General features: G+C 51.4%; 17 protein-coding genes. 5 read left to right on the forward strand and 12 right to left on the reverse strand.

The window, feature by feature from the left end:
• Positions 1-27: 27 nt before the first annotated feature.
• Together JJD41_RS12445 and JJD41_RS12450 are read right to left on the reverse strand one after the other, a co-directional pair.
• Positions 28-972, reverse strand: a complete 945-nt coding sequence (locus JJD41_RS12445) for a homogentisate phytyltransferase (RefSeq protein WP_200666319.1) — start codon at positions 970-972, stop codon at positions 28-30.
• A gap of 90 nt (positions 973-1,062) precedes the next feature.
• Positions 1,063-1,926: a methyltransferase domain-containing protein gene (locus JJD41_RS12450; RefSeq protein ID WP_200666322.1), complete on the reverse strand. Its 864-nt coding sequence runs from the start codon at positions 1,924-1,926 to the stop codon at positions 1,063-1,065.
• A gap of 428 nt (positions 1,927-2,354) precedes the next feature.
• Here JJD41_RS12450 and JJD41_RS12455 point away from each other — a divergent pair, with 428 nt between their 5' ends.
• From JJD41_RS12455 to JJD41_RS12465, 3 genes are all read left to right on the forward strand, one after another.
• Complete coding sequence (locus JJD41_RS12455) at positions 2,355-3,689, forward strand: TrkH family potassium uptake protein (protein ID WP_200666324.1); 1,335 nt, start codon at positions 2,355-2,357, stop codon at positions 3,687-3,689.
• A 136-nt stretch (positions 3,690-3,825) separates the two neighbouring features.
• Positions 3,826-4,521, forward strand: coding sequence for a potassium channel family protein (locus tag JJD41_RS12460; RefSeq protein WP_168567556.1), 696 nt, complete (start codon positions 3,826-3,828; stop codon positions 4,519-4,521).
• A gap of 88 nt (positions 4,522-4,609) precedes the next feature.
• Positions 4,610-5,212 (forward strand): sulfite oxidase-like oxidoreductase, encoded by a 603-nt coding sequence (locus JJD41_RS12465; protein ID WP_200666326.1) that lies wholly within the window; start codon positions 4,610-4,612, stop codon positions 5,210-5,212.
• A gap of 128 nt (positions 5,213-5,340) precedes the next feature.
• On the opposite strand, the gene JJD41_RS12470 is transcribed toward JJD41_RS12465, so the two are convergent.
• The 3 genes from JJD41_RS12470 to JJD41_RS12480 form a co-directional block, all read right to left on the reverse strand.
• Positions 5,341-6,720, reverse strand: coding sequence for an aldehyde dehydrogenase (locus JJD41_RS12470; protein WP_200666328.1), 1,380 nt, complete (start codon positions 6,718-6,720; stop codon positions 5,341-5,343).
• Positions 6,721-6,776: 56 nt separating this feature from the next.
• Positions 6,777-7,682 (reverse strand): GUN4 domain-containing protein, encoded by a 906-nt coding sequence (locus tag JJD41_RS12475; protein ID WP_200666330.1) that lies wholly within the window; start codon positions 7,680-7,682, stop codon positions 6,777-6,779.
• A 174-nt stretch (positions 7,683-7,856) separates the two neighbouring features.
• On the reverse strand, positions 7,857-8,261 hold the full coding sequence (locus JJD41_RS12480) for an MAPEG family protein (RefSeq protein WP_200666332.1): 405 nt from the start codon (positions 8,259-8,261) through the stop codon (positions 7,857-7,859).
• 201 nt (positions 8,262-8,462) lie between these two features.
• On the opposite strand from JJD41_RS12480, the gene JJD41_RS12485 reads away from it, so the two are divergent.
• Both JJD41_RS12485 and JJD41_RS12490 read left to right on the forward strand, forming a co-directional pair.
• A complete protein-coding gene (locus JJD41_RS12485) occupies positions 8,463-11,960 on the forward strand; it encodes a WD40 domain-containing protein (protein ID WP_200666334.1) in 3,498 nt (1,165 codons plus the stop codon).
• Positions 11,961-12,017: 57 nt separating this feature from the next.
• A complete protein-coding gene (locus JJD41_RS12490; RefSeq protein WP_200666336.1) occupies positions 12,018-12,446 on the forward strand; it encodes a hypothetical protein in 429 nt (142 codons plus the stop codon).
• 11 nt (positions 12,447-12,457) lie between these two features.
• On the opposite strand, the gene JJD41_RS12495 is transcribed toward JJD41_RS12490, so the two are convergent.
• From JJD41_RS12495 to JJD41_RS12525, 7 genes are all read right to left on the reverse strand, one after another.
• Entirely contained in the window at positions 12,458-13,792 is a 1,335-nt protein-coding gene (locus JJD41_RS12495; protein ID WP_370583799.1) for a hypothetical protein, read from the reverse strand.
• A 195-nt stretch (positions 13,793-13,987) separates the two neighbouring features.
• Positions 13,988-15,049 (reverse strand): NAD-dependent epimerase/dehydratase family protein, encoded by a 1,062-nt coding sequence (locus JJD41_RS12500; protein ID WP_200666340.1) that lies wholly within the window; start codon positions 15,047-15,049, stop codon positions 13,988-13,990.
• A 234-nt stretch (positions 15,050-15,283) separates the two neighbouring features.
• Positions 15,284-16,348, reverse strand: coding sequence for a uroporphyrinogen decarboxylase (gene hemE / locus JJD41_RS12505; RefSeq protein ID WP_200666342.1), 1,065 nt, complete (start codon positions 16,346-16,348; stop codon positions 15,284-15,286).
• Between the two features lie 143 nt (positions 16,349-16,491).
• Positions 16,492-17,394, reverse strand: a complete 903-nt coding sequence (locus tag JJD41_RS12510) for a S66 peptidase family protein (protein ID WP_200666344.1) — start codon at positions 17,392-17,394, stop codon at positions 16,492-16,494.
• Between the two features lie 25 nt (positions 17,395-17,419).
• Positions 17,420-18,544, reverse strand: coding sequence for a glycosyltransferase family 4 protein (locus tag JJD41_RS12515; RefSeq protein WP_200666346.1), 1,125 nt, complete (start codon positions 18,542-18,544; stop codon positions 17,420-17,422).
• Positions 18,545-18,590: 46 nt separating this feature from the next.
• The gene (locus JJD41_RS12520; RefSeq protein WP_200666349.1) at positions 18,591-19,679 is read right to left on the reverse strand and encodes a HEAT repeat domain-containing protein; all 1,089 of its coding nucleotides are present in this window, start codon (positions 19,677-19,679) and stop codon (positions 18,591-18,593) included.
• A 261-nt stretch (positions 19,680-19,940) separates the two neighbouring features.
• Complete coding sequence (locus tag JJD41_RS12525; protein ID WP_200666351.1) at positions 19,941-21,059, reverse strand: DMT family transporter; 1,119 nt, start codon at positions 21,057-21,059, stop codon at positions 19,941-19,943.
• Positions 21,060-21,187: the final 128 nt, after the last annotated feature.

The following is a 21,187-nucleotide window of genomic DNA, read 5'->3' on the forward strand; positions in this document are numbered from 1 at the left end:
GCATTTGTTCTGGATAGGTCTATGTTTTTAAAACCAACAAGCGGCGGGAAAAATCAGATACTCTAGAAAAAAGAGTTTCCAGATAAATTGATAACAACTGGCAATTTGCGATCGCTCTTTCAAATCCACTTTTTGGGTTCGCCACCACAGTAAACTGAGGGCGACAAGATGGGAAGCGATTAGAAAAATGGGATTGACAGTGACAAATAAAAATAAACCGCCTAACAAGATGGCGAGGTAAGCCACCGTTATCGTCCATCGGGCAAGGTTGAAGACGGCGGGGGCGCCGAGGCGAATCGTAAATGTGGTGATATTATATTGTTTGTCGCCTTCAATGTCCGGGATATCTTTGAAAATGGCGATCGCAAATGTAAAAATTAAAATAAATAGGGTTAACGTCCACACTGCGAGAGGAATATCGAAAACTTCTCCGGTTACGTTTTCCGGATGAGTCAGTAGCCAGTGATGGTGTAAAAACAGCCCTAAATTAACAATAATCCCGCGAACGGTGTAAATACAGAAAGATGCCCAAAACGGGAACCGTTTTAAGCGAATTGGCGGTAAAGAATACGCCGTACCGAGGGCAATGCTAATTCCGACCGTAGCGAATAACCAAGGACCTTGAAGTAAGGAAATCGCGATCGCACTAACCCCAGTGATGGCAACAATTGCCCGTCCTCGATTGACCGTAAATTCTCCGGAGGCGATCGGTAAATGGGGCTTATTGATGCGATCGATTTCGATATCTTCGAGTTGATTTAAGCCGACAATGTAGATATTGCCACACAAACACGCCAGCCAAGTTAAGCTAGCATAAAACAAGTTTTCAGGGGCGATCGAACTCCCGGTGAGGGCGATCGCGATCGCGTACAATCCCCATACACTTAATGTCGTTCCGATAATTGTATGCGGACGAGAAAACTTCCAAAAAGCATACAAATTTCCATTCAACGATAATAAAGAACCATTCATATCCAAACAATTTTTTTGTTGACAAAAACAGGATCTATATAGATTTTATAGTGCGGGCATTTTACCCGCTATCGACAAAATCAAAACAATTTACTTACTTCCATATAATACCCCATAGCGCACTAAACCGCGTTTATAGCCATCACGCATCAAACCCAAAGCTAACGCCCCCTGAATCGTTTTCCACCCAGAAAATAACAATTCTAATAAAATTTGAGGTTCTAAAGCCGACTCGATGACTCGATCCCAAAAGGGGGCAACATTTGCCGACCAATCCTCGGTGTGAATCTGGCAAAATCCGATCGCCTCGGCTATTTGTTCGTATTCGTTCAAGGCAATTACGTAGGGCAAATAATAAACACGATAAATATTGGCGAGATGGCGGCGTTCGGACTCAGTTAACGGGGGTTCGGGAGGGGCAACATTGCGGTGACACCAGGTAGCAAAAATAAACGTCCCGCCGGGTTTGAGGACGCGGTAACATTCTTGTAAAAACTGCTTTTTATTCGGCATGTGTTCGCCACTTTCCAAAGACCACACCAAGTCAAAAGAATTATTTTCAAAGGGCATTTCTAAAGCATTGGCGACCTGAAAATTGCAATCCAATCCCGCAGCTTCTGCCCGTTCGTTAGCGCGTTGTGCTTGAACCGGACTGAGGGTAATTCCGGTGACGGTAGCATCGAATTTTTCTGCTAAATAAAGGCTACTGCCGCCGATTCCACATCCGACATCTAAAATCGAGTGGGTTAGGGTGTTTAAATCTTGGGATAAATGGAGGGAGGTTTGAGTCAACAATTCTTCAATCAAATCAATTTGGGCTTGGCGACGATCGCGCGATCGCTCGTCTGGAGAAGGATAATAACCGTGGTGCATGTGTTCTCCCCAAATGCTTTCCCACAGGGTCGAAGATTCATCGTAGAATTGTTGGATATTTTCGTAAAGTGTAGAATTCATGGGAATTGACTCAGTAGAAGAACCGTTTTAAAATATAAAAATTTAGCCGACAGAACCGGAAAATCGAAATCAAATCGAATGTTTCTTTAAATTACCAGATTATTGATAGAGTTTCAATAAAATCCTGGGGACGACCCAGAGATGATTGACATTTAAATGAATCATCTATCTAGGATCCTTTTGGTCAACCCTTATTTTTCTAAATGATGGTTAAAAAGGAACGGTCGTTATGTCGGGATTTTTGGCACGATCGCCCGTCAGCCAGATTCCGAGTTTTTCCTTAACCTGATACAATTTATCTAAATCTCAGACCTGGATCGCGATCGAACTCTTATTTCCGATCGGTTTGACTGAATTGCCTCTCAGTAAACGGGGTGAAAAAGAGTTTGTCGATCTCCCAATCTAAAATCTAGAATCTAACATCCTCAATGACTGTTTCTCGAACAATTTGTCTTGGATTCTTGGCAGTAATTAGCATCGGCACTATTTTATTGATGCTGCCAATTTCCACTAGCGATGGGTCTTGGAACAATTTCGTAACGGCATTGTTTACCTCGACCTCTGCGGTCTGCGTGACGGGCTTAATTGTGGTCGATACGGGTAGCTATTACTCGCCAGTTGGCGAGTTTTTAATTGCCTTATTAATTCAGGTTGGCGGTTTAGGTTACATGACCGCAACGACGTTTTTACTGTTGTTACTGGGTCGAAAATTCAAACTGAAAGAAAAACTGGCTATCCAGCAGTCTTTAGATACGCCGGGAATGGCTGGGGTAGCCGGGTTGGTGCGATCGATTATTGCGATGACCTTAGTCTTCGAACTGACGGGAGTTTTCTTACTCTTGTTAGTGTTCGTACCGAAGCATGGCTTTAACTATGGCTTGTGGCTGTCTATTTTCCACAGTATCAGCGCCTTTAACAATGCTGGATTTAGTTTATTTTCAGACAGTTTGATGGGCTATGCCGATTCTTCAATTTTAATTTTAACGATTAGTTTGCTGATTATTTTCGGTGGAATCGGCTATCAAGTCATTATGGCGATGTTTCTGTGGTTGCGCGATCGCCTCACCCGGCGATCGGAACGGGGATTATTTTCCCTACATTTCAAAATCGTAACCACGACGACCTTATTTTTATTAATCGTCGGAACTCTCGCATTTTTCAGTACGGAAGTCAACAATCCCGACACCTTAGCACCGTTAAATTTCGAGGGAAAATTACTGGGGGCGTGGTTCCAGTCGGTGACGACACGAACCGCCGGATTTAACAGTATTGACATCGCCGCGATGACCCCGGCGGCTATTTTTATCACGATTCCGTTCATGTTTGTGGGGGCGTCGCCGGGAAGTACGGGAGGGGGAATTAAAACCACCACGGCCCGGATTTTAGTGATTTGTACGAAAGCCGTTTTACAAGGGCGGGAACAGGCGTTATGTTTTCAGCGCCAAATCCCGGTGGAAATGATTTTAAAAGCGGTTGGCGTCGTCGTCGGGTCGATTGGAACCACGATCGCCGCCATTATTTTAATCACCCTGACCGATCCGAATTTACCGTTTATCGAAATCATGTTCGAGGTGGTTTCCGCTTTTGCGACGGTCGGACTGTCCATGGGAATTACGGCGAGTTTGTCCACCCCTGCCAAACTGATTTTAGTCGTGACGATGTACGTCGGGCGGGTGGGAATTTTAATGTTAATGAGTGCGTTGCATGGCGACCCGCGACCGACGACGATCCGTTATCCGGAGGAAGATCTACTCGTGGGTTAGCCCCGATTCCCTCCCGATCGCGCCGTCGCCCAGTTCTTGATAGTCTTAAAGACGGATCGATCGCGTAGCGGGCGATCGCCCCGGATGGTGGCACCAATTTTTCCCCTCTGTTTTCAGTTGCCAAAGGTTAAGCAGTGTGAATCTATCGTCTTTGAGTTTCTTTCGCAGTTTGCGTTCGGAGAACCGCCAATTCGCCGTGATTGGCTTAGGTCGTTTCGGTCGGGCCGTCTGTCTGACCTTACACGGTTTAGGTTACGAAGTGCTCGCCGTAGATAGCGATGAAAAAAAAGTCAACCAAGCCCTCAACGATCAAATTGCCTCTCACGCCGTCCAACTCGACACCACCGAACCCAATTCCTTGGAAGAGGCGGGACTGACCGAATTCGATACCGTGATCGTGGCGATCGGGAATTACTTAGCCCAGAGTATTATCACCACCCTCAACCTCAAAGAAGCGGGGGTCAAACACGTGGTCGCCAAAGCGTCCTCGGAAACCCACATGAAATTACTCAATAAAGTCGGCGCCGATCACGTCGTCTTTCCCGAACGAGAAATGGGTTGCGCCTTAGCGCGATCGCTGACCAAACCCAGCATTCTCGATCGCTTTGAGCTCGACACCGACCACAGCATCGTCGAAGTTCTCGTCCCCGAACACTTCGACGGAAAAACCATTTCCGAACTGGAACTGCGCAAACGCTACGGTCTGACCGTCCTCGCCGTCGGGTTGGAAAACAAATTTGAGATCAACCCCCCGCCGACGATGCGCCTGCATAAAGGAACGGCAATGGTAGTTATCGGCGCCAACAAAGAAATCGATCGCCTCGCCAGCTAAAACCGCTTTCTTCCGAGGTTTTCTCTCATGTCGATCGGTTCGGTCCGGGGTATACTGCTCCTAATACTGGTGCAATTGTTCGAGAACCATGTTGGGCAAATTTTTTAAAAAACCCGGTCCGGAATTGGGCGATCGCGTCCCGCCGGGTCAGCATTTGACCAATGGCTTTCCAGTTTTGACTTACGGCGATACCCCACAACTGTCCACCGACGAGTGGGAATTTAAAGTCTGGGGGTTGGCAACGCCGAAAACCTTTACCTGGAAAGACTTTATGGCGATGCCACAACACGAGTTTACCGCCGATTTCCACTGCGTAACGCGCTGGTCCAAACTCGATGTCAAGTGGACCGGGGTTAAAGTCACCGACTTTCTCCAACAGGTCGAACTCGACCCCAAAGCGGTTCACGTCATGGAACATTGCTACGGCGGTTACACCACCAACCTCCCCCTGGAAGATTTCGCCCGCGAAGAAAACTTTTTCGCCCATACCCTGTTTGGCGAACCCCTCCCGGCGGAACACGGCGGACCGATGCGTCTGGTGGTTCCCCATCTCTACGCCTGGAAAAGTGCCAAATGGATTAACGGACTCGAATTTCTCGATAAGGAAGAATCGGGATTTTGGGAACGCAACGGCTACCACAAACGGGGCGAACCGTGGGCGGAAGAACGCTACAGCAATGCGTTATTCTAACGGCGACGGAGTTGGGAATAAGGGTGTAGGGGCGAAAAATAGGTGAAAAATAGGTGAAAAATATGCACGCCCATGTTTCGCCCATTCTTCACCCCTACTGCAAGGTTTTCACAAAATCCTACAACATCCTACTGGCCCAAAAACTTTTTAACCAGTTTCAACTTCCCGACATAAGGGGGATAACGCAGGTCGAGATCCAGCCAGAAAGACTTTTTCAAAACGCTTTTGCGGTGGGAAAAGGTATCGAAACTGGCTTTTCCGTGATAGGCGCCGATACCACTCGGACCGACGCCACCGAACGGGAGTTCCGCGACCCCCACATGCATAATCGTGTCGTTGAGACAGACTCCTCCAGAGGAGGTTTCTCGGACAATCCGCGCCTGTTTTTCCTTATCGTTCGAGAACAGGTACAACGCGAGGGGTTTCGGACGTTGGTTGACGATCGCGATCGCCTCGTCGAAGCGATCGTAAGGAATAATCGGTAAAATCGGCCCGAAAATTTCCTCTTGCATAAGCGGCGCGTCTAAAGCGACGTTCTCCACCAGGGTCGGCGCGATGTAGCGATCGCCCGGGTCGAGTTCGCCCCCCGTCACGATTTGAGCATCTTGCAGTAAACTTGCAAGCCTTTGAAAATGCTTGTCACTGACAATCCGCCCAAAATCGGGACTCTCTTGGGGGCTAGGCCCGAAAAATTGATGTAACTTTTGCTGAATTGCCGCGACGAAATCCGCCTGGATCCGGCGATCGACGAGTAAGTAATCCGGCGCGATGCAAGTTTGTCCCGCATTGAGAAACTTACCCCAGGTTACCCGGGTCGCCGCCGTTTCCAAATTAATCTGAGTATCGACAATACACGGACTTTTCCCGCCGAGTTCCAACGTGACCGGAGTCAACTGTTTCGCCGCCGCCTCCATCACCCGTTGGCCGATCGCCGTTCCTCCGGTAAAAAAGATATGGTCGAATTTCTCTGCGAGTAACCCCTGAGAGACCTCCGCATCTCCCTCCACCACGCTGATGTAACCCGGATCGAAGACGGCGCCAAACAATTTGGCAATCATCCGCGACGTATTCGCCGAAACCTCGGAAGGCTTGACGATCGCGCAATTTCCCGCCGCGATCGCCCCAATTAAGGGTTCGATCGCCAAATTAAACGGATAATTCCAGGGACTGATAATTAAAACTACCCCCAACGGTTCGGAATAAACCCGCGCCGAAGCGGGAAATTGTTCGATTCCCGTCGCCACTTTTTGCGGTTTGACCCACGATTTAATCTGTTTGAGGGCGTAATCGATTTTGCTAACGCTGCCAATTTCGGTTAAATACGCTTCTAAATGCGGTTTTCTCAAATCTGCTTGAACCGCCGCGATAATCTCTGCTTCGTGGTCGAGAATGGCTTGTTTGAGCTTTTTGAGTTGTTCGATGCGAAAGTCAACCGATTTCGTCCGACCCGTCGCGAAAAATTGCCGTTGTCTTTCAATAATTTCCCGGACTGGAGTAGCAGTGAGCATGAAATTGTCCTAAATTCAATTAATTTTGAGGCTGTTGTTTCTATTGTAAGGACTTTTCAATCGTTAAAACGGGCGATCGCCGCTTCTAAAAGTTCCGCCGCCGTTACCTCTCCCGTCCCATAACAGGCGCGCTGTTGCCAAGCGAAAATCGGCAAATGTCCGGGAGGGGCTTCTAACGAGAAATCGACCTCATCGTAGTACAACCAATTCTCGCGATCGCGCCAACCGACGCGATCGCAAAATGCCGTATAATCGCCGCCGACTTCCTGCCAAACTGTTCGCTGAACCCGCAACCCAAAGCGCCCATAACTATAAGTCTGCCACGCCCAATCGAGCGTCCCGAGATCCATGCTGGGGAAATATTCGAGATCTTCGCAATTCAAATAGCCTTTCTTTTGACGATCGCCCGCCGTTAACATCAGCGATCGGGTCATTTCATCCGCCTGTTGCCACTCTCCCGCCGCCAGTAAATTTAACAGTTCCGTGTAATCGATTCCGACCTCGGAACTCGGATAGGGATGCTCTGGCTCTTCCGCTTCAGTTTCGGAATTAAAATATTGGTAAATCTGGCTTAACTGAGCCTTAATTTCGTCGAAGGACTGGCGATCGAACGTCGCTAAAAGTTGTTGCAATTGTTGTTTGATTTCCGATCGTTCTCGATGAGATTCTTCCACAGCGCGATCGAGGCGATCGATTTTCGCTTCCAAACGGGCGATCGCTGTTATGTAGTCGGTTTGCGAAGGGCGATCGCGATATTCCTGCCGATATTCTCGCCCAACGCGATCGCGAACCCAGAGTTTAATCGCCCAATGAATCTGCTGTTGTTGCTTGTCGAGAAAGGCACGATAAAGGGGACTGCGCGGGCTTCCTGGAAGCGGCGTTAAATCCCAACCACACCCGAGACATCGCCGAACGGTTTCGGGGTCGTATTCGAGATCGCAAATCGGGCAAAAACAGGGCATAAAAACAGGGCATATAACAGGTGAACCTTTCCCAAACTGGAATGATGGGAAAACCGAATTGACGGCGATCGCCACCGTTAAAGATCGAGATCCATTTAACCTTTATAAATTCAAAAGATTAGGGTGAAATCCTTTAAGCAAGGAAGCGATCGCCCCTTTTAATTCAATTCTTATTTATTCGATCGCTCCCGTTGCCAGCAGTCGAATCACGACCCCAATTAAGGCGCCGAGAATCAAGACCAAACTGGTGAGGGAACCGATCGCAAACCCGATCGATCGCTTTTCCGGTGCCTTGTAATAGCCCCAGGCATAAACGATCCTGCCCACAATCCACAAAGATCCCAAACCACTGCCCCAAATGGGATTAATAAATTCACAAAACAACCATAATGCAGGGAGAAATAAAACGAGCTGTTCTAAAGTATTTTGTTGGACGCGAAAAACGCGCTCGAAATCCGGATCTCCAGAGGTTTGAGGGGCGGGAATTTTATATTTAACTCGCGCTCTACCCACATTAATAATCACACTCAGGTAGAGAATCAGACTGGCGATCGTCACCAAACTCGGCCATGCTGACATGAACTTAATTCCTTGATTTCAAAGAGTTTGACAAGTTTATATTTTTTGAGTATGTCATTGCGCGGCGATTCCGTAAAGCCCGATCGCCCCCCGGTCGGCGATCGGCGGCGATGGACAATCAATAATCTCCGAAGAGGAATATAAAAGATACAATAGTTTAGCTGTATATTAAAAGCAATATCTCCCCCCTCATTGAAGCGAATGGGTAACATCGAACAACTATCGTATCAAGTTGGCGGTTCCCTGGCGAATGATGCGCCGACTTACATCGAAAGGGAAGCCGATCGCCATCTTTACAATTGCTTGAAGCGAGGGGATTTTTGCTATATTCTCAACGCGCGACAGATGGGGAAATCGTCGCTGTTAGTCAAAACCCGCCATCGTTTAGAAACCCTAGGGTTTAAATGCACTAGCGTGGATATGACCCGCATCGGCGGTGAAAATATCACGCCGTTGCAGTGGTACAAAGGGATTGTCACCGAATTGTGGCAGGGATTTCGGCTGTTAGGCAAGTTTAATTTAAAAAGCTGGTGGCGCGAAGCCGAAGATATTTCCCTATTGCAGCGTTTGAGTTATTTTGTCGAGCTTTTATTAGAACAATTCCCGGAAGATCGGTTATTCATTTTCATCGACGAAATTGACAGTATTTTATCCTTAGATTTTCCCGTCGATGATTTTTTTGCCTGGATTCGGTTTTGCTACAACCAACGGGCGATCGCCCCGGAATACCAACGCCTGAACTTTGCCATTTTCGGCGTGGCGACCCCTTCGGACTTGATCCGCGATCGCCAACGGACCCCCTTTAATATTGGCGAGGCGATCGCCCTCGATGGCTTTACCGTAGAAGAAGCCGCCCCCCTCGCCCGAGGGTTTGGCGTCAGCGACGACAAAGCCATCAAAATTCTCAACCAAATCTTGTCGTGGACTGGAGGACAGCCCTTTCTGACGCAAAAACTGTGTCAGTTAGCGACCGTCGAATTATCCAAAATCTCCCTGTTATTCCGACAAGACCTCGATCGCTTCATTGACGATTTAGTGCGTCAGGCGATCGTCGAAAACTGGGAATCCCAAGACGAACCGGAACACTTACGCACGATCCGCGATCGCTGTTTGGCAGACGAAAACCGCGCGGGACGACTGCTGGGGTTGTACCAAACCCTGTTACACCATACCCCCGTTCCCGTAGACGACAGCCGCGAACAAATGGAACTGTTACTCAGTGGCTTAGCGGTCAAAGACTCCGGTCAGTTGCGGGTGAGAAACCCGATCTACCGCCAAGTTTTCGATCTCGATTGGGTCGCGCAACAGTTAAACCAACTGCGCCCCTATTCCCAAACCTTCAACGCCTGGCTGCGTTCGGGGAAAACCGACGAATCGCGCTTGTTACGGGGTCAAGCCCTCCTCGACGCCCAACAGTGGTCGATGGGCAAGAGTTTGAGCAATCTCGACTATCAATTTTTAGCCGCCAGCCAACACAGCGATCGCCGGGCCGTCCAACAAGCATTAGAAGCGGAAAAACTGGTCGAAGTCGAAGCCCGACTCGCCCAAGAACAGAAAACGGCGCAGTTGCAGCGATCGCTACTCGCCACCGCCGTCGCCGCCTTAGTCGTCTCCTTGGGATTCGGCGGGACGGCGTACTGGCAATATCGCCAAGCCCGTTTGCGCGAAATCGACGCCCTTACCTCGTCTTCCCAGGGCTTATTTGCCTCCGATCGGCGCTTGGATGCCCTCATCCAGGCGATGAAAGCATGGCAGGCGGTTCGGCAGTTAGGGGCGATCGCCGCCCCCTTACAAACCCAAGTCAGCGCCGCCTTAAACCAAAGTTTTTACGGCGCCACGGAGTACAATCGCCTCAGCCAAAATGAAACTCGGGTGTGGGATATTGCCTTTACTCGCGACGGGCAACGGATTGCTACCATCACTCAGGACAATACAATCCGAATTTGGGATAACCGAGGCCAACTGTTGCACGAGATCGAGCAACCGGGTTACGAATTGCGATCGCTCGCCTTCAGTCCCGACGGTCAAACCTTAGCGACCGCCACCAGCATCGGCGAAGTTGAATTGTTAAATACCGAGGGTCGAGTTGTCACTCGTTTTCCCGCCCACGATCTCGAAATTTCGCAAATTCTCTACAGTCCTGATGCCCAAACCGTCGCCACCGCCAGTGGTGACGGACTGGTCAAATTATGGAAAACCGACGGAACTTTACAGCACGTTCTCTCCGGTCATCGCGGACCGGTTCGGCAAATTGCCTTCAGTCAAGACGGACAGAGAATTGCCTCGGCGAGTAACGATCGCACGGTCAAACTCTGGAATCGGTCGGGGAAACTGCTCAAAACCTTTGAAGGCTTTGATGCCCCAGTCACTGCCGTTACGTTTACCCCAGACGGCCAATATTCGATCGCCGGAGGCGCCGATCGCCGGGTGGAACGCTTGGGGATCGACGAGGGCGATCGCCTTACCCTCGGCGAACATGAAGGAAGCATTTACGCGATCGCCGTCAGTCCCGACGGACAAACCATCGCCTCTGGCGGTTGGGATAAAACCGTCAAACTCTGGTCCCTCGACGGTCGCTTCTTACGAACCTTTCGCGGACATCGAGCCCCAATTAGCGGCTTGTCCTTCAGTCCGGACGGACAAACCCTCGCTTCTGCAAGTTTTGAGGGAGAGGTCAAGCTGTGGAAACTTTACAGCGATTTTTTGCAAGTTTTCCGCGCCCACCAAAGCGAAGTGCGCGCGATCGCCTTTACCCCGGACAGTCAAAGCTTCGCATCGAGTAGCTGGGACGGATTTATCCATCTCTGGCGACTCGACGGTACCCTGTTACGTAGCATTCGTGCTCATGAGAGTGGGATTGTCGGCTTGGCGTTCAGTCCCGACGGGCGCACCCTCGCTTCGGGGAGTTGGGACGAAACCATTAAACTCTGGGACCGTGACGGGAACTTATTGAAATCCTTTCACGCTCATTCCCTAGCCGTGAATCAAGTCGCGTTCAGTCCCGACGGACAACGCTTGGCGTCTGTAGGTAATGACAACACCGTCAAACTCTGGAAACTCGATGGAACCTTAGTACAGACCTTTGACAACTATCCCGAATCGGCGACGGCGATCGCCTTCAGTCCCGACGGACAACGCCTGGTGACCGGTAGTGAAGATTACCTCGTCCGCATCTGGCATGTCAACGGTACCCTCTTACACCAGTTTTCCGGACATCGGGGGGGCATTTGGGGGGTCGCCTTCAGCCCGGACGGTCGCTGGGTGGCTTCGGCGAGTGCGGACGGAACGGCGAAACTGTGGCCCTTGGACGGTGGCGAACCGATTTCTCTCGACCGTCACGGGGGTATTGTCGATAAAGTCGTCTTCAGTCCCGATGGGGAGTTAGTCGCCACCGCCAGTTGGGACCGCACGGTCAAACTCTGGAACCGCCAAGGGGTGGAACTCAAAAGCCTCGCCCGCCACCAAGAACCCGTGCGGATCGTCCAGTTCAGTCCGGACGGTCGCTGGTTGGTTTCGGGAGGGGACGATCGCAACGTCGTTGTCTGGGATCGATCGCGGGTGATGGCCCTCGACGAATTCGATCGCGCCTGTCAACTGGTCGCCGATTATTTACAATTCAGCCCGGAAATTGCCCCGCGCGATCGCAAGATCTGTAATGACTCGTCGGACGGCGATCGCCCCGGAACGAACCCCAAGTAAAGAAGTCTTAAAATAGAAGTAGAGAATACGGTTAAAAAAAATCGAGGCAATAGCAAAATGAAACCCAAACTTTATCAAAGAATCGCCACGGCGATCGCCCTCGTTCTCGTCAGCGCGATCGCCCCGACAGCGCGCGCCGAAACCATTGAAATTCAACCCCAATTTTCCCCCGATCCGATGGTCGTAGAAGGGCGATCGGGCGGAGCGACGAACAGCGAATGCGGCTACCTCGGCGATACCCCGAATCACGTTTTAGAAGTCGGCGCCGATCTGCCTTACTTGCGGATTGCCGTCGAAGGAACGAACAATCTCAGCCTCTTAATTGACGGACCCGGCGGACGCTTCTGCGTATTAGCCGACAGTTACACCGAACAAGGTCCGGAAATGTCCGGTTTGTGGACTCAAGGAACCTATCAAATTTACATCGGCGATCGTGCCGGAGAAGCCAGCGATTATCGCCTGTACATTTCCCACACTCCCAACTGAATTCTCATCTTTTAACCAAACCCTTTCACGGGTTTTTTCTTCCCTTTAGATTTACGTTTCGATTTGTTTTTTTTAACCTCGGCGAGGGCGCTTTCAAATAACTGGTGCAAATGGAACGGGATACTCGCCGTTCCCGGTAATTCTGGCGCTAAGGGCTTGTCAAATTCTTGCATTAATCCGTCTAAATCCGCTTCTAATGAAAAATTGGGTCGTTCTAATACCGTTGCAAGCAAATTTTCCAACGCTTTCGGGTAGTCCTGCGCCAAGCGCTGCCAAATTTCGACCGTAATTTCGGGAGTTTCTAAATAACGGCGGACTAATTTAGCGGCTAATTCGCTATCTTCTTGAGGAAATTCCAAAAGATGTTCAAATTTAGCATAATCGGCTAAGAAATGATGACCCCAGCGAGGATGAGACAAAGCAGTGACTGCTTCGGCTTTTTTGAGGGCGTCGGGTAATTCAACTTTCGGTAAAATTGTTTTATTTTCGGCTTGTTTTTCTAATAATTCCGAAACTTCTTGCGAACTCGTGCCGGATTCTTTTGCCGTTTCTTCGATAAGGGATTGGCGATCGACTCCCGAATCTGCTGCCAATTGTTCGATAGATTTTGTACCGTCCACTCCCGATTTAGCGAGCTTTTTGTGCATCACTAATTCGGTCAATTCGGCAATTTTGCGATCGAGTTGATAGCCGGGTAAGGTGACGCGATCGCCCCCGAAATATTCCACAAATTCTCGATGATATTGAGCGACGGAATCCCACGCTTCTTGTAACAATTCCGGTGCGTCCGCATACAATTGATGGGGATAGTGTTCTTTAAAATCGCCAATAGCGACGGCAAGTTTGGGTTTACCGAGTTTACCTTTCGGAATAAACGAACCGAATAACATCCAGCGATCCTCGCCTAATGGTGCGATCCGCGCGGCGATCATTTCTCCCGGTTGGAGGCGATCGCATTGCGCGCGATCGCTCTCGGGATTGGGTTCAAGTCGATATTGTTTCGCCGTCAGCCAGTTTTTAACTTCAAACCCATCGGGCAAAATTTGCAGCACTTCAAACAGTCCGGTAAAACTGTGATTCCATGCTTGCAAAAGCTGGCGATCGCCTGTAGATAAATGACCCAAATTGTCCTCGGTTTCTAAAAATAAATCCAGAGGACTTTTTTCACCAACTTTCCCTTCAATTGCAAACGAATCGATTAATAAATAACGATATTTACGATCCGCACTATCCCGCCGCCCCCGTCTTGCGGCGAATTTCTCCAGGGCGATCGCCGTTGCTCCTTCCGCATCTAAAATAAAATCAATTAACCCTTGTTTTAGTTCCCAAGCGCGAGTTACTGTCACTCGTTCCATCGCCTTTTCCAACGCAACAGACCCAGCATATCCGTAGCCAGGAGGCGATCGCTTCCCCCCGCAGATAGGGATTTAGGAATTTTAGAGTTTAGAGTTTAGAGTTTAGATTTTACCGGGTTGGCGATCGATCTTTGCAAGGGCGACCAATTATTCACCTCTACGCCATCACCGAATTGAGAACCATTCTCAAAAATCCCGTTCCGCTTCTCCCGTCCCCGGTTCGTTCTGAGAACTGTCTAGAGTTGGATCGTCAAAACCATTCGCCGACATCGAATAAGGCGACTCTACTTTAAAATACCCCGACGCTTTCAGCGCATCCCTCAACGTGGGATATTCCGTCGTCATCCCAAACGTCGCCGGGGTCACCGGGTCGGTATAGGTAAAGTGGCGTTGCTTGAGACAATATTCATCCCAAGACGACATTTGAATGCGGAATAAGGTAATAAAAATATCCGCCAAAAGGGGCGTCAGGGGAATGCGAAAAACAATACTTTTATTCACTGCCGCACAAATTTCTTCAACCGCTTGGTCTACGGTCATCGCGGCATTTCCCAACACGAACGGACGGGACGGTTCGGGGGGATTTTCCACTAAATGCAGGACGATTTTAGCAATATCGCGGGCGTGAATGAAGTGAAAACTGCCCTCGGCTTTAAAAAAGCGAATTAAATTAATCCATTTGAGGACTTGTGGCACTCCTGCAGTTAAATGAGACAGGGGTTTTTGTTCGTCCCCACCAAAGACCAGCGTGGGATAAAGGGTCGTAATTCGAGAGGCGAGGGGCAAACGACTGAAACGGCGAATACAGTCGAATTTAGAGCGGATATAATCGGTGCCGAGTTGTCCCGCTTCTCGTAACAATTCGTTATTGCGATCGAGAATACTTGCCGTTGAGAAATAAATCACTTGTTCGCAAACCTCCGGATCGAGCATTTCGATTAAACGGAGGGTTTTGAGAACGTTGACATCGAAAACTTCCTGACTTCCTCCCCACGCCGTAGCGGCTAAAATCGCAAGGTCAATGGTGGCGAGTAGATCCTTATAACGATCGATGTCGCGCATATCGGCTTTAATGATTTCGATACCGGAACGCGCTTCGAGATCGACACGCAATTTTTCGGGATCGCGCACGAGCAAAAAGAGTTCGTAGTCGGTTTCTTGAATGAGAGTTTCGACTACGTAGTGACCGATGCAGCCACTAGCACCAGTGACTAAAATCCGCTTGGGTTTATAGTATGAGGAAAACACAGGAGGTCTAGGGCTAAATAAAGGTGTGTGAAGTTAGAGAGGAAAGTAAATGAGCGCCGTTTAACGTTTAGATTTTAGAGGCTGACGGCTGATTTGTCACCGAAAATTTTGGCCGTAAAGTTCGTGGCGAACAGCGAATTCCGTCAATTGACCTCCAAATTCGCCATTCGCCTTTGACTGAAAATTTCGGTTGTTTTGGAGTTAACTACCCCATACACCCTAAATTGGGGACTTTCAGGCACGAACGGCAAGGAGTTTGTCGGCTTGTTTGGCGGTTTCAAAGAAAAAGGCGGCGTTTTCTTCGGGGGTACCGGGAAGAATGCCGTGACCCAGATTTAAGATATGGCCTTGATTGCCTGCTTTGCGAATCGTATCGAGGATGCGATCGCGGATGAACTCCTGGGATCCAAACAAAACGCACGGATCGATATTGCCTTGCACGCCGATCTCGGGACCGAGACGCTTGCGGGCGTCGGCCATATCGACGGTCCAATCGACGCTGACGATATCGACGCCGGATTGACCCATGCGTTCCAGGATGCCCGCACTGCCACTAATGTAGAGGATTAACGGCGTATCGGGGTGAGTGGCTTTGACCTGTTCGATGACCCGTTTTTGATAGGGCAGGGCGAAGGTGTCGTAGTCTTGGGGACTGAGTTGACCCGCCCAGGAGTCGAACATCTGCACGACTTGGGCGCCGCAATCGATTTGATAGCGCACGTAAGTGGCGATCGAGTCGGCAATTTTGCCTAAAAGGGTATGTAACATCTCGGGGTTGGAGAAGGCCATCCCTTTGATAATTTTGTAATCTTTAGAAGATTTACCTTCGATCGCGTAAGCCGCCAGGGTCCACGGCGCCCCGACAAATCCCAAGACTGCCGCTCGATTGCCGACTTCTTGACGCAAGGTTTGTAAAATCGTGCGGATGAAGGGCAAGGAGGCTTCGGGATCGAGGGGATGGACGTTCTCGACTTGTTCGGCGCTGCGAATCGGCGGATCGATGATCGGGCCTTTGCTTTCGACGATATCGAAGGGAATGCCCATTCCCGGCAGGGGAGTCAAAATATCGGAAAATAGGATCACGCCGTCGGGTTGAAAGGCGCGAAAGGGTTGCAGGGAAATCTCGATCGCCAAGTCCGGATTTTCGGACCGCTCGCGAAATGAGGGATATTTCTGCCGCAATTCCCGATAAGCTTTCATATAACGTCCGGCCTGCCGCATCATCCATACAGGGGGACGGTCTAATTTTTCACCACGTGCTGCCCTTAATAGATAGGGAATCTGGCTTGATTCAGCCATCTAATGTTCACCTTAAACGTTCTTAAATGCCATTGTTCAGCTTACCACTGAGCGATTGTGATTTGATGCCTTGTTTCGCCGAGTTGGTAGCCGCACTAAGGCTTACCACGAGTTGGCTAATTTAGCAGATTTTGTAATGTTTTTTAACCCGATCGCCCGTCTCCAAAGGCCAACACGCCGCGATCGCCGTCTAACTCTACCGGGACGCCGACGGGAAGGGCCGCATTGGGACCGTCGTGACCGAAGGGCAAGTCGGAAACCACGGGAATCCCTAAATCGGACAGGCGATCGCGCAGGACTTCGGCCACAGTAAAACTCGGCAATTTGGCCAATTCGTCGCACTGGCTGAACCGTCCCAGGGCAATCCCGGCGACGCGATCGAAGATGCCTTGCATCCGCCATTGGGTCAAGAGGCGATCGAGGCGGTAGGGCGCTTCGCCCACATCTTCGAGGGCGACGATCGCCCCGTCTAAGGGCGCTTCGGCGGCGGTTCCCAACAGGTGACTCGCCACGGTCAAATTGGCGGGAATTAAGACCCCGCGAGCGGTGCCGCCTCCCCACCCCCGTCCTTGAAGGGGCGCGATCGCCCGTCCGCCGACGACATCGAACAAGCGCGCGATCGACCAGTCCGGTTCGGCGGCGATCGTCGTCAGTACCGGACCGTGAACGCCGCCGATTCCCTGACCCCACAAACTCCACAACAAAGCCGTGATATCGGAAAACCCGATTAACCATTTTGGCGATGCGATCGGTTCCCACTGCCACCGTTCGAGCAAGCGCGCCCCACCGTACCCACCTCGGGCGCAGAGAATCCCGCGACAGTCCGGATCGGCCCAAGCCCGTGCCAGTTGCTCGCGGCGATCGCGATCGTCCCCGGCGAGATACCCCCAGCGTGCATCGTACCCGGGGCAGAATTCGACGCGAAACCCGCGCGATCGCCAAATTTCCAGTCCTTTTTCGAGGATTTCCGGTTCTTTGAGACAACCACTCGGGGCGATAACTTTGAGTAAATCTCCCGGTTGTAAGGGCGGGGGAAATAAGGGCATGTTGGGAAATTTTAGAGTTTAGAGTTTAGAGTTTTAGATCGACCCGATTTTCAATTCTGACGCCCCCTTCACCACACAAATCGTCAAACCATTTTTCCATGCGATCGCCCATCGCACTGACGGAAAATTGGCCTTCGGCGCGATCTCGGCAGGTGCGGCGGTCGAGGCGATCGAGCTGGCTAATTGCCTCGACCAAACCTTCGACGGAATCGGGTTCGACTAACCACCCCGTTTCGCCCTCAATCACAATTTCTGCCGGACCGCCGCGACGGTAGGCGATCGCCGGAACGCCGCAGGCGAGGGCTTCGACCACCACATTACCGAAGGCTTCGACCCAACGGGGGGTGACCAAGAGGGCGCGGCTGCGTCCTAATTCCCGTTGCAATTGTTTCGTTTCGAGAAAGCCGCAATAGGCGATCGCCGCATCGGGGTAGGTCTCGCGGATCTTGTGCCAATAATCTTTATCTTGCAAGTATCCGAAAATTTTTAAGGGGATTCCGCTCTTTTGTGAGGCGGCGACGGCATCTTCCAAGCCCTTTTCGGGAGAAATCCGACCGACCCAGGCGAGGGTATTGTCCGGAGTTTCGCAAAACTCGTAAGCGCCAAAGTCAAACCCGTTGAACAGACAGCGACAGCGATCGCCAAAACTAAAGGTTTCCGCTTGCGCTCGCGAATGAACCCCAATACTGCCGGGGAAAGCGATCGCGACTCTTTCAATAATTTCATCCATGACGTCGCTGAGGGATCCCATGCTGACCAGATGGGCGATCGGGCGCTGAAAGAACGGGGTCAAATAGAAGGGCAACCAGTCGTATGCAAAGTTACAAATCAGATCGAACTCACTTTGTCGCGATCGCGCCACTTCCCAGAGATTGGCGAGGACGGAATTAGCCGATAAAGTGACGGGGGTCTGGCGTCCCTGAGTTTGGGCGGTAGGCTGTAGTTCTCCCGGAATTTGGGCGATCGGCAAGTCGCCGAGGTCGGATCCTTCCGGGGCGAGGATGGTTAAGTGATGTCCGCGCCGTTGCAATTCGGTGGCAATATTGCGTAAAGTCAGTTCGACGCCGCCCCCGAGTCCCGAACCGAGCGGACCGACGGGGGTTGAAACGAAGAGCAATTTTAAAGAATCGGGGGGGTTGACCGAGGGCATGAAAAATAAAGGCAATCAAATGAGATCGAGAGCGAGTCAACTCGACTTAGGGAATATCTTCGGGAGCTTCGGGAGGATGGCTCCAACTGGGCAATGCGGAGCGGCTTTCGAGATCGGCACGCCCTTGAAAGCGGGTCAATTGACTGACGGCCCAGGTGGCTGCCTGACGGACATCTTCATCGGTATCGTCAACGGCGTGCTGTAGGAACTGACTAATTTGCAAGACTAAGTCGTAAAACAAGGTGATGTCGCGGATCGCGTTTTTGCGAACGTCGGGATTGCGATCTTTGAGGGCTACGCTCAAGCCGCGATTCATCGGTTGGAGAACGCGGGTGCCAATTTTGGCGATCGCGGCGACGATCGCGCTGCGCTGCTGGGAATCACACTCTACCATCAAATTGACCAACGGTTCGATCGCCCGCGAATCGCCGCACTGAGTCAACTCCCAAATGATTTTGGAGCGTTTTTGGGGATCGCAGCGTTGCAATTCGGCGATCAGTGCTTCGACCCGATCGATATTGGGCAGGGAGTGGGTTGGCTCGATCCTCATCGGAGTGGTGGGAGGTGTCGGCACTGGTGCGGGGGGCTGGGACGTTCCCGAAGCCATTGGGGAGAGGTCCGATCCGGCAACGTCATTGTAGCCATTGAGTCCGCCATCGACGGGAGGAGGGGGAGTAGGGGGCGGCGGTTTGGAAAAAATCTGCGGAGCCTGGGGTAAATTGAGGGGGCGATCGTCCTGGCCGGAGGCTTCGCGATCGCTCGGTGGGGCCTTCTCGTCCTGGATCTCCTCCGACGCTTCGAGGTCGAGATCTTTGTGGGCGAGTGCGTCGTCGAAGGCTTCGGCTTCCGAGGGTTCGTCTTCTTCTAACGGGCGGGTCAGCCAGTAGAAGGCGCCGACAAAGGCTCCCGCCGCGAGCAGGGTTCCGAACCCGAGGACGGCCCACCAGAGGAGTTCTTTTTTAGAGCGGCTTTTTTTCGGTTTGGGGCGCTCCGACTCGGAGTCGTTCTGAGCGATTCGCGTCGGCGAGAGCGGTTCGGGAGACGGTCCGACCCCCACGGCGGTGCGATCCGCGCTCAAGGCAGAATTTTCGGGGATGAGGGGGGCGATTTCTCCTAGGCTGACAAGCGATTCCATGCCTCGACCCTCTGTCAAAGGGGTGGCGAACGATGTCCTCACGAGGGAACTCTCGACGATCCCAAGACAGGTGAAACTGGCGAGTAAGAAGAGGTGGCGCTTTAACGTCATAAACGGATGGAGGGTGAGGAGATGCAACCAGCCTTCTCTGGTGAAAGAGTGACGACCAGCTAGCCCATTCCTACCCGTTATAAACCCGATCGCGCCAGGACACAATGTTTTGAGGGTCGTGGCGATCGCCTCCCGTACCTTGGGGGAAAATTACGAAGTCATTTCGGACTCGGATTGAGAGAGAGCGATCTGAACCGGGAGTTCCACAGGTTTGGAGGGGTGCTTGTGAGTGCGGGCGATCGGTTCGCGATCGCGGTCGGCGAAGCCCTGCTTCTGAGCCAGCTTGGACATCAACACTTCGCGCTGGTTGATGATGTAGATGCTAACGAGAGTGAGCAGCACTCCCGCCCACTGTAATCCTGAAAGGGTTTCCGAAAGTAAGAGATTGCCAAAGAAAAGAGCAAAAACGGGGGTTAGGAAAGTCAGCGCACTCAAACTGGTGAGGTTTCCTTGAGAGGCGAAGTAAAAAAATACACCGTAGGCGATCGCGCTCCCGAACACGGTGGCATAGCCGAGTGACAACCAACCGTACAGGTCAATATTAACCCACTGTTGGGATTCGCTGACTCCCGAGAGAACCCATAAGGGTAATCCACCGAGAATCATGTGCCATCCGGTCGCCACGATCGGATCGACGTGTTTGCAGACGAAACGGACGCTGACCGTGCCTGCGGCCATGGACAGGGCGGCGAGCAGCATCAACCACTCACCGTTATTGAATAATTGCAACAGCAGCGATCGCCCCCACTCGAAATGGTTCACATCGGCGATCGTCAGGGGAATTTCGCCGTTCCCCAGACTGCGGGCGAAGCCCAAAATCCACTCGTCGGGCAAGCCAATTGCGGCAATTCCGACGACGCCGAGACCGAGACCGATCGCCCCCAACCAGCCGATGGTTTCGCCGAACAGCCACGCCGACAATAAGGCGACGGCGATCGGTTGGGAGTCGATCATCACCGAACCCAACCCGGCCCCCGTGCGGACTAGCCCTTCGGCGAGAAACCCTTGAAATAGGGTGCCGTCGATCGCCGCAAACAAGCCGATCCACAACCAAGCTTTCAGGGTTTGCGGTTGTTGGCGACCTTGCAAGGCGGCGACGACCAAGACGAGAATCCCCGCCGGAATCAAGCGAGTGCCCGCCAAAAACAGGGGCGTGGTTTCGGGGATGGTGCTTTTCATGGCGACCATTGCCGTTCCCCACAAGAAGAAGGGACTGAGCAAGAGCAACCAACGCAAGGGGGTTTGGGTGATAATCGTTCGGTTTTGCATAGACGTTATCAAGTTTTATCGAGCACTCAGCAATCAAGCCAACAGGCGCGCGCCGTCCCAGGACGGCTATCAGAAATTTGCCCAATTCTACTAAATTATGTATTTATGTTAAGCGATTGCCCTCAAAG

The sequence above is a fragment of the Oxynema mangrovii CENA135 genome (assembly GCF_016632315.1).
GTDB lineage: Bacteria > Cyanobacteriota > Cyanobacteriia > Cyanobacteriales > Laspinemataceae > Oxynema > Oxynema aestuarii.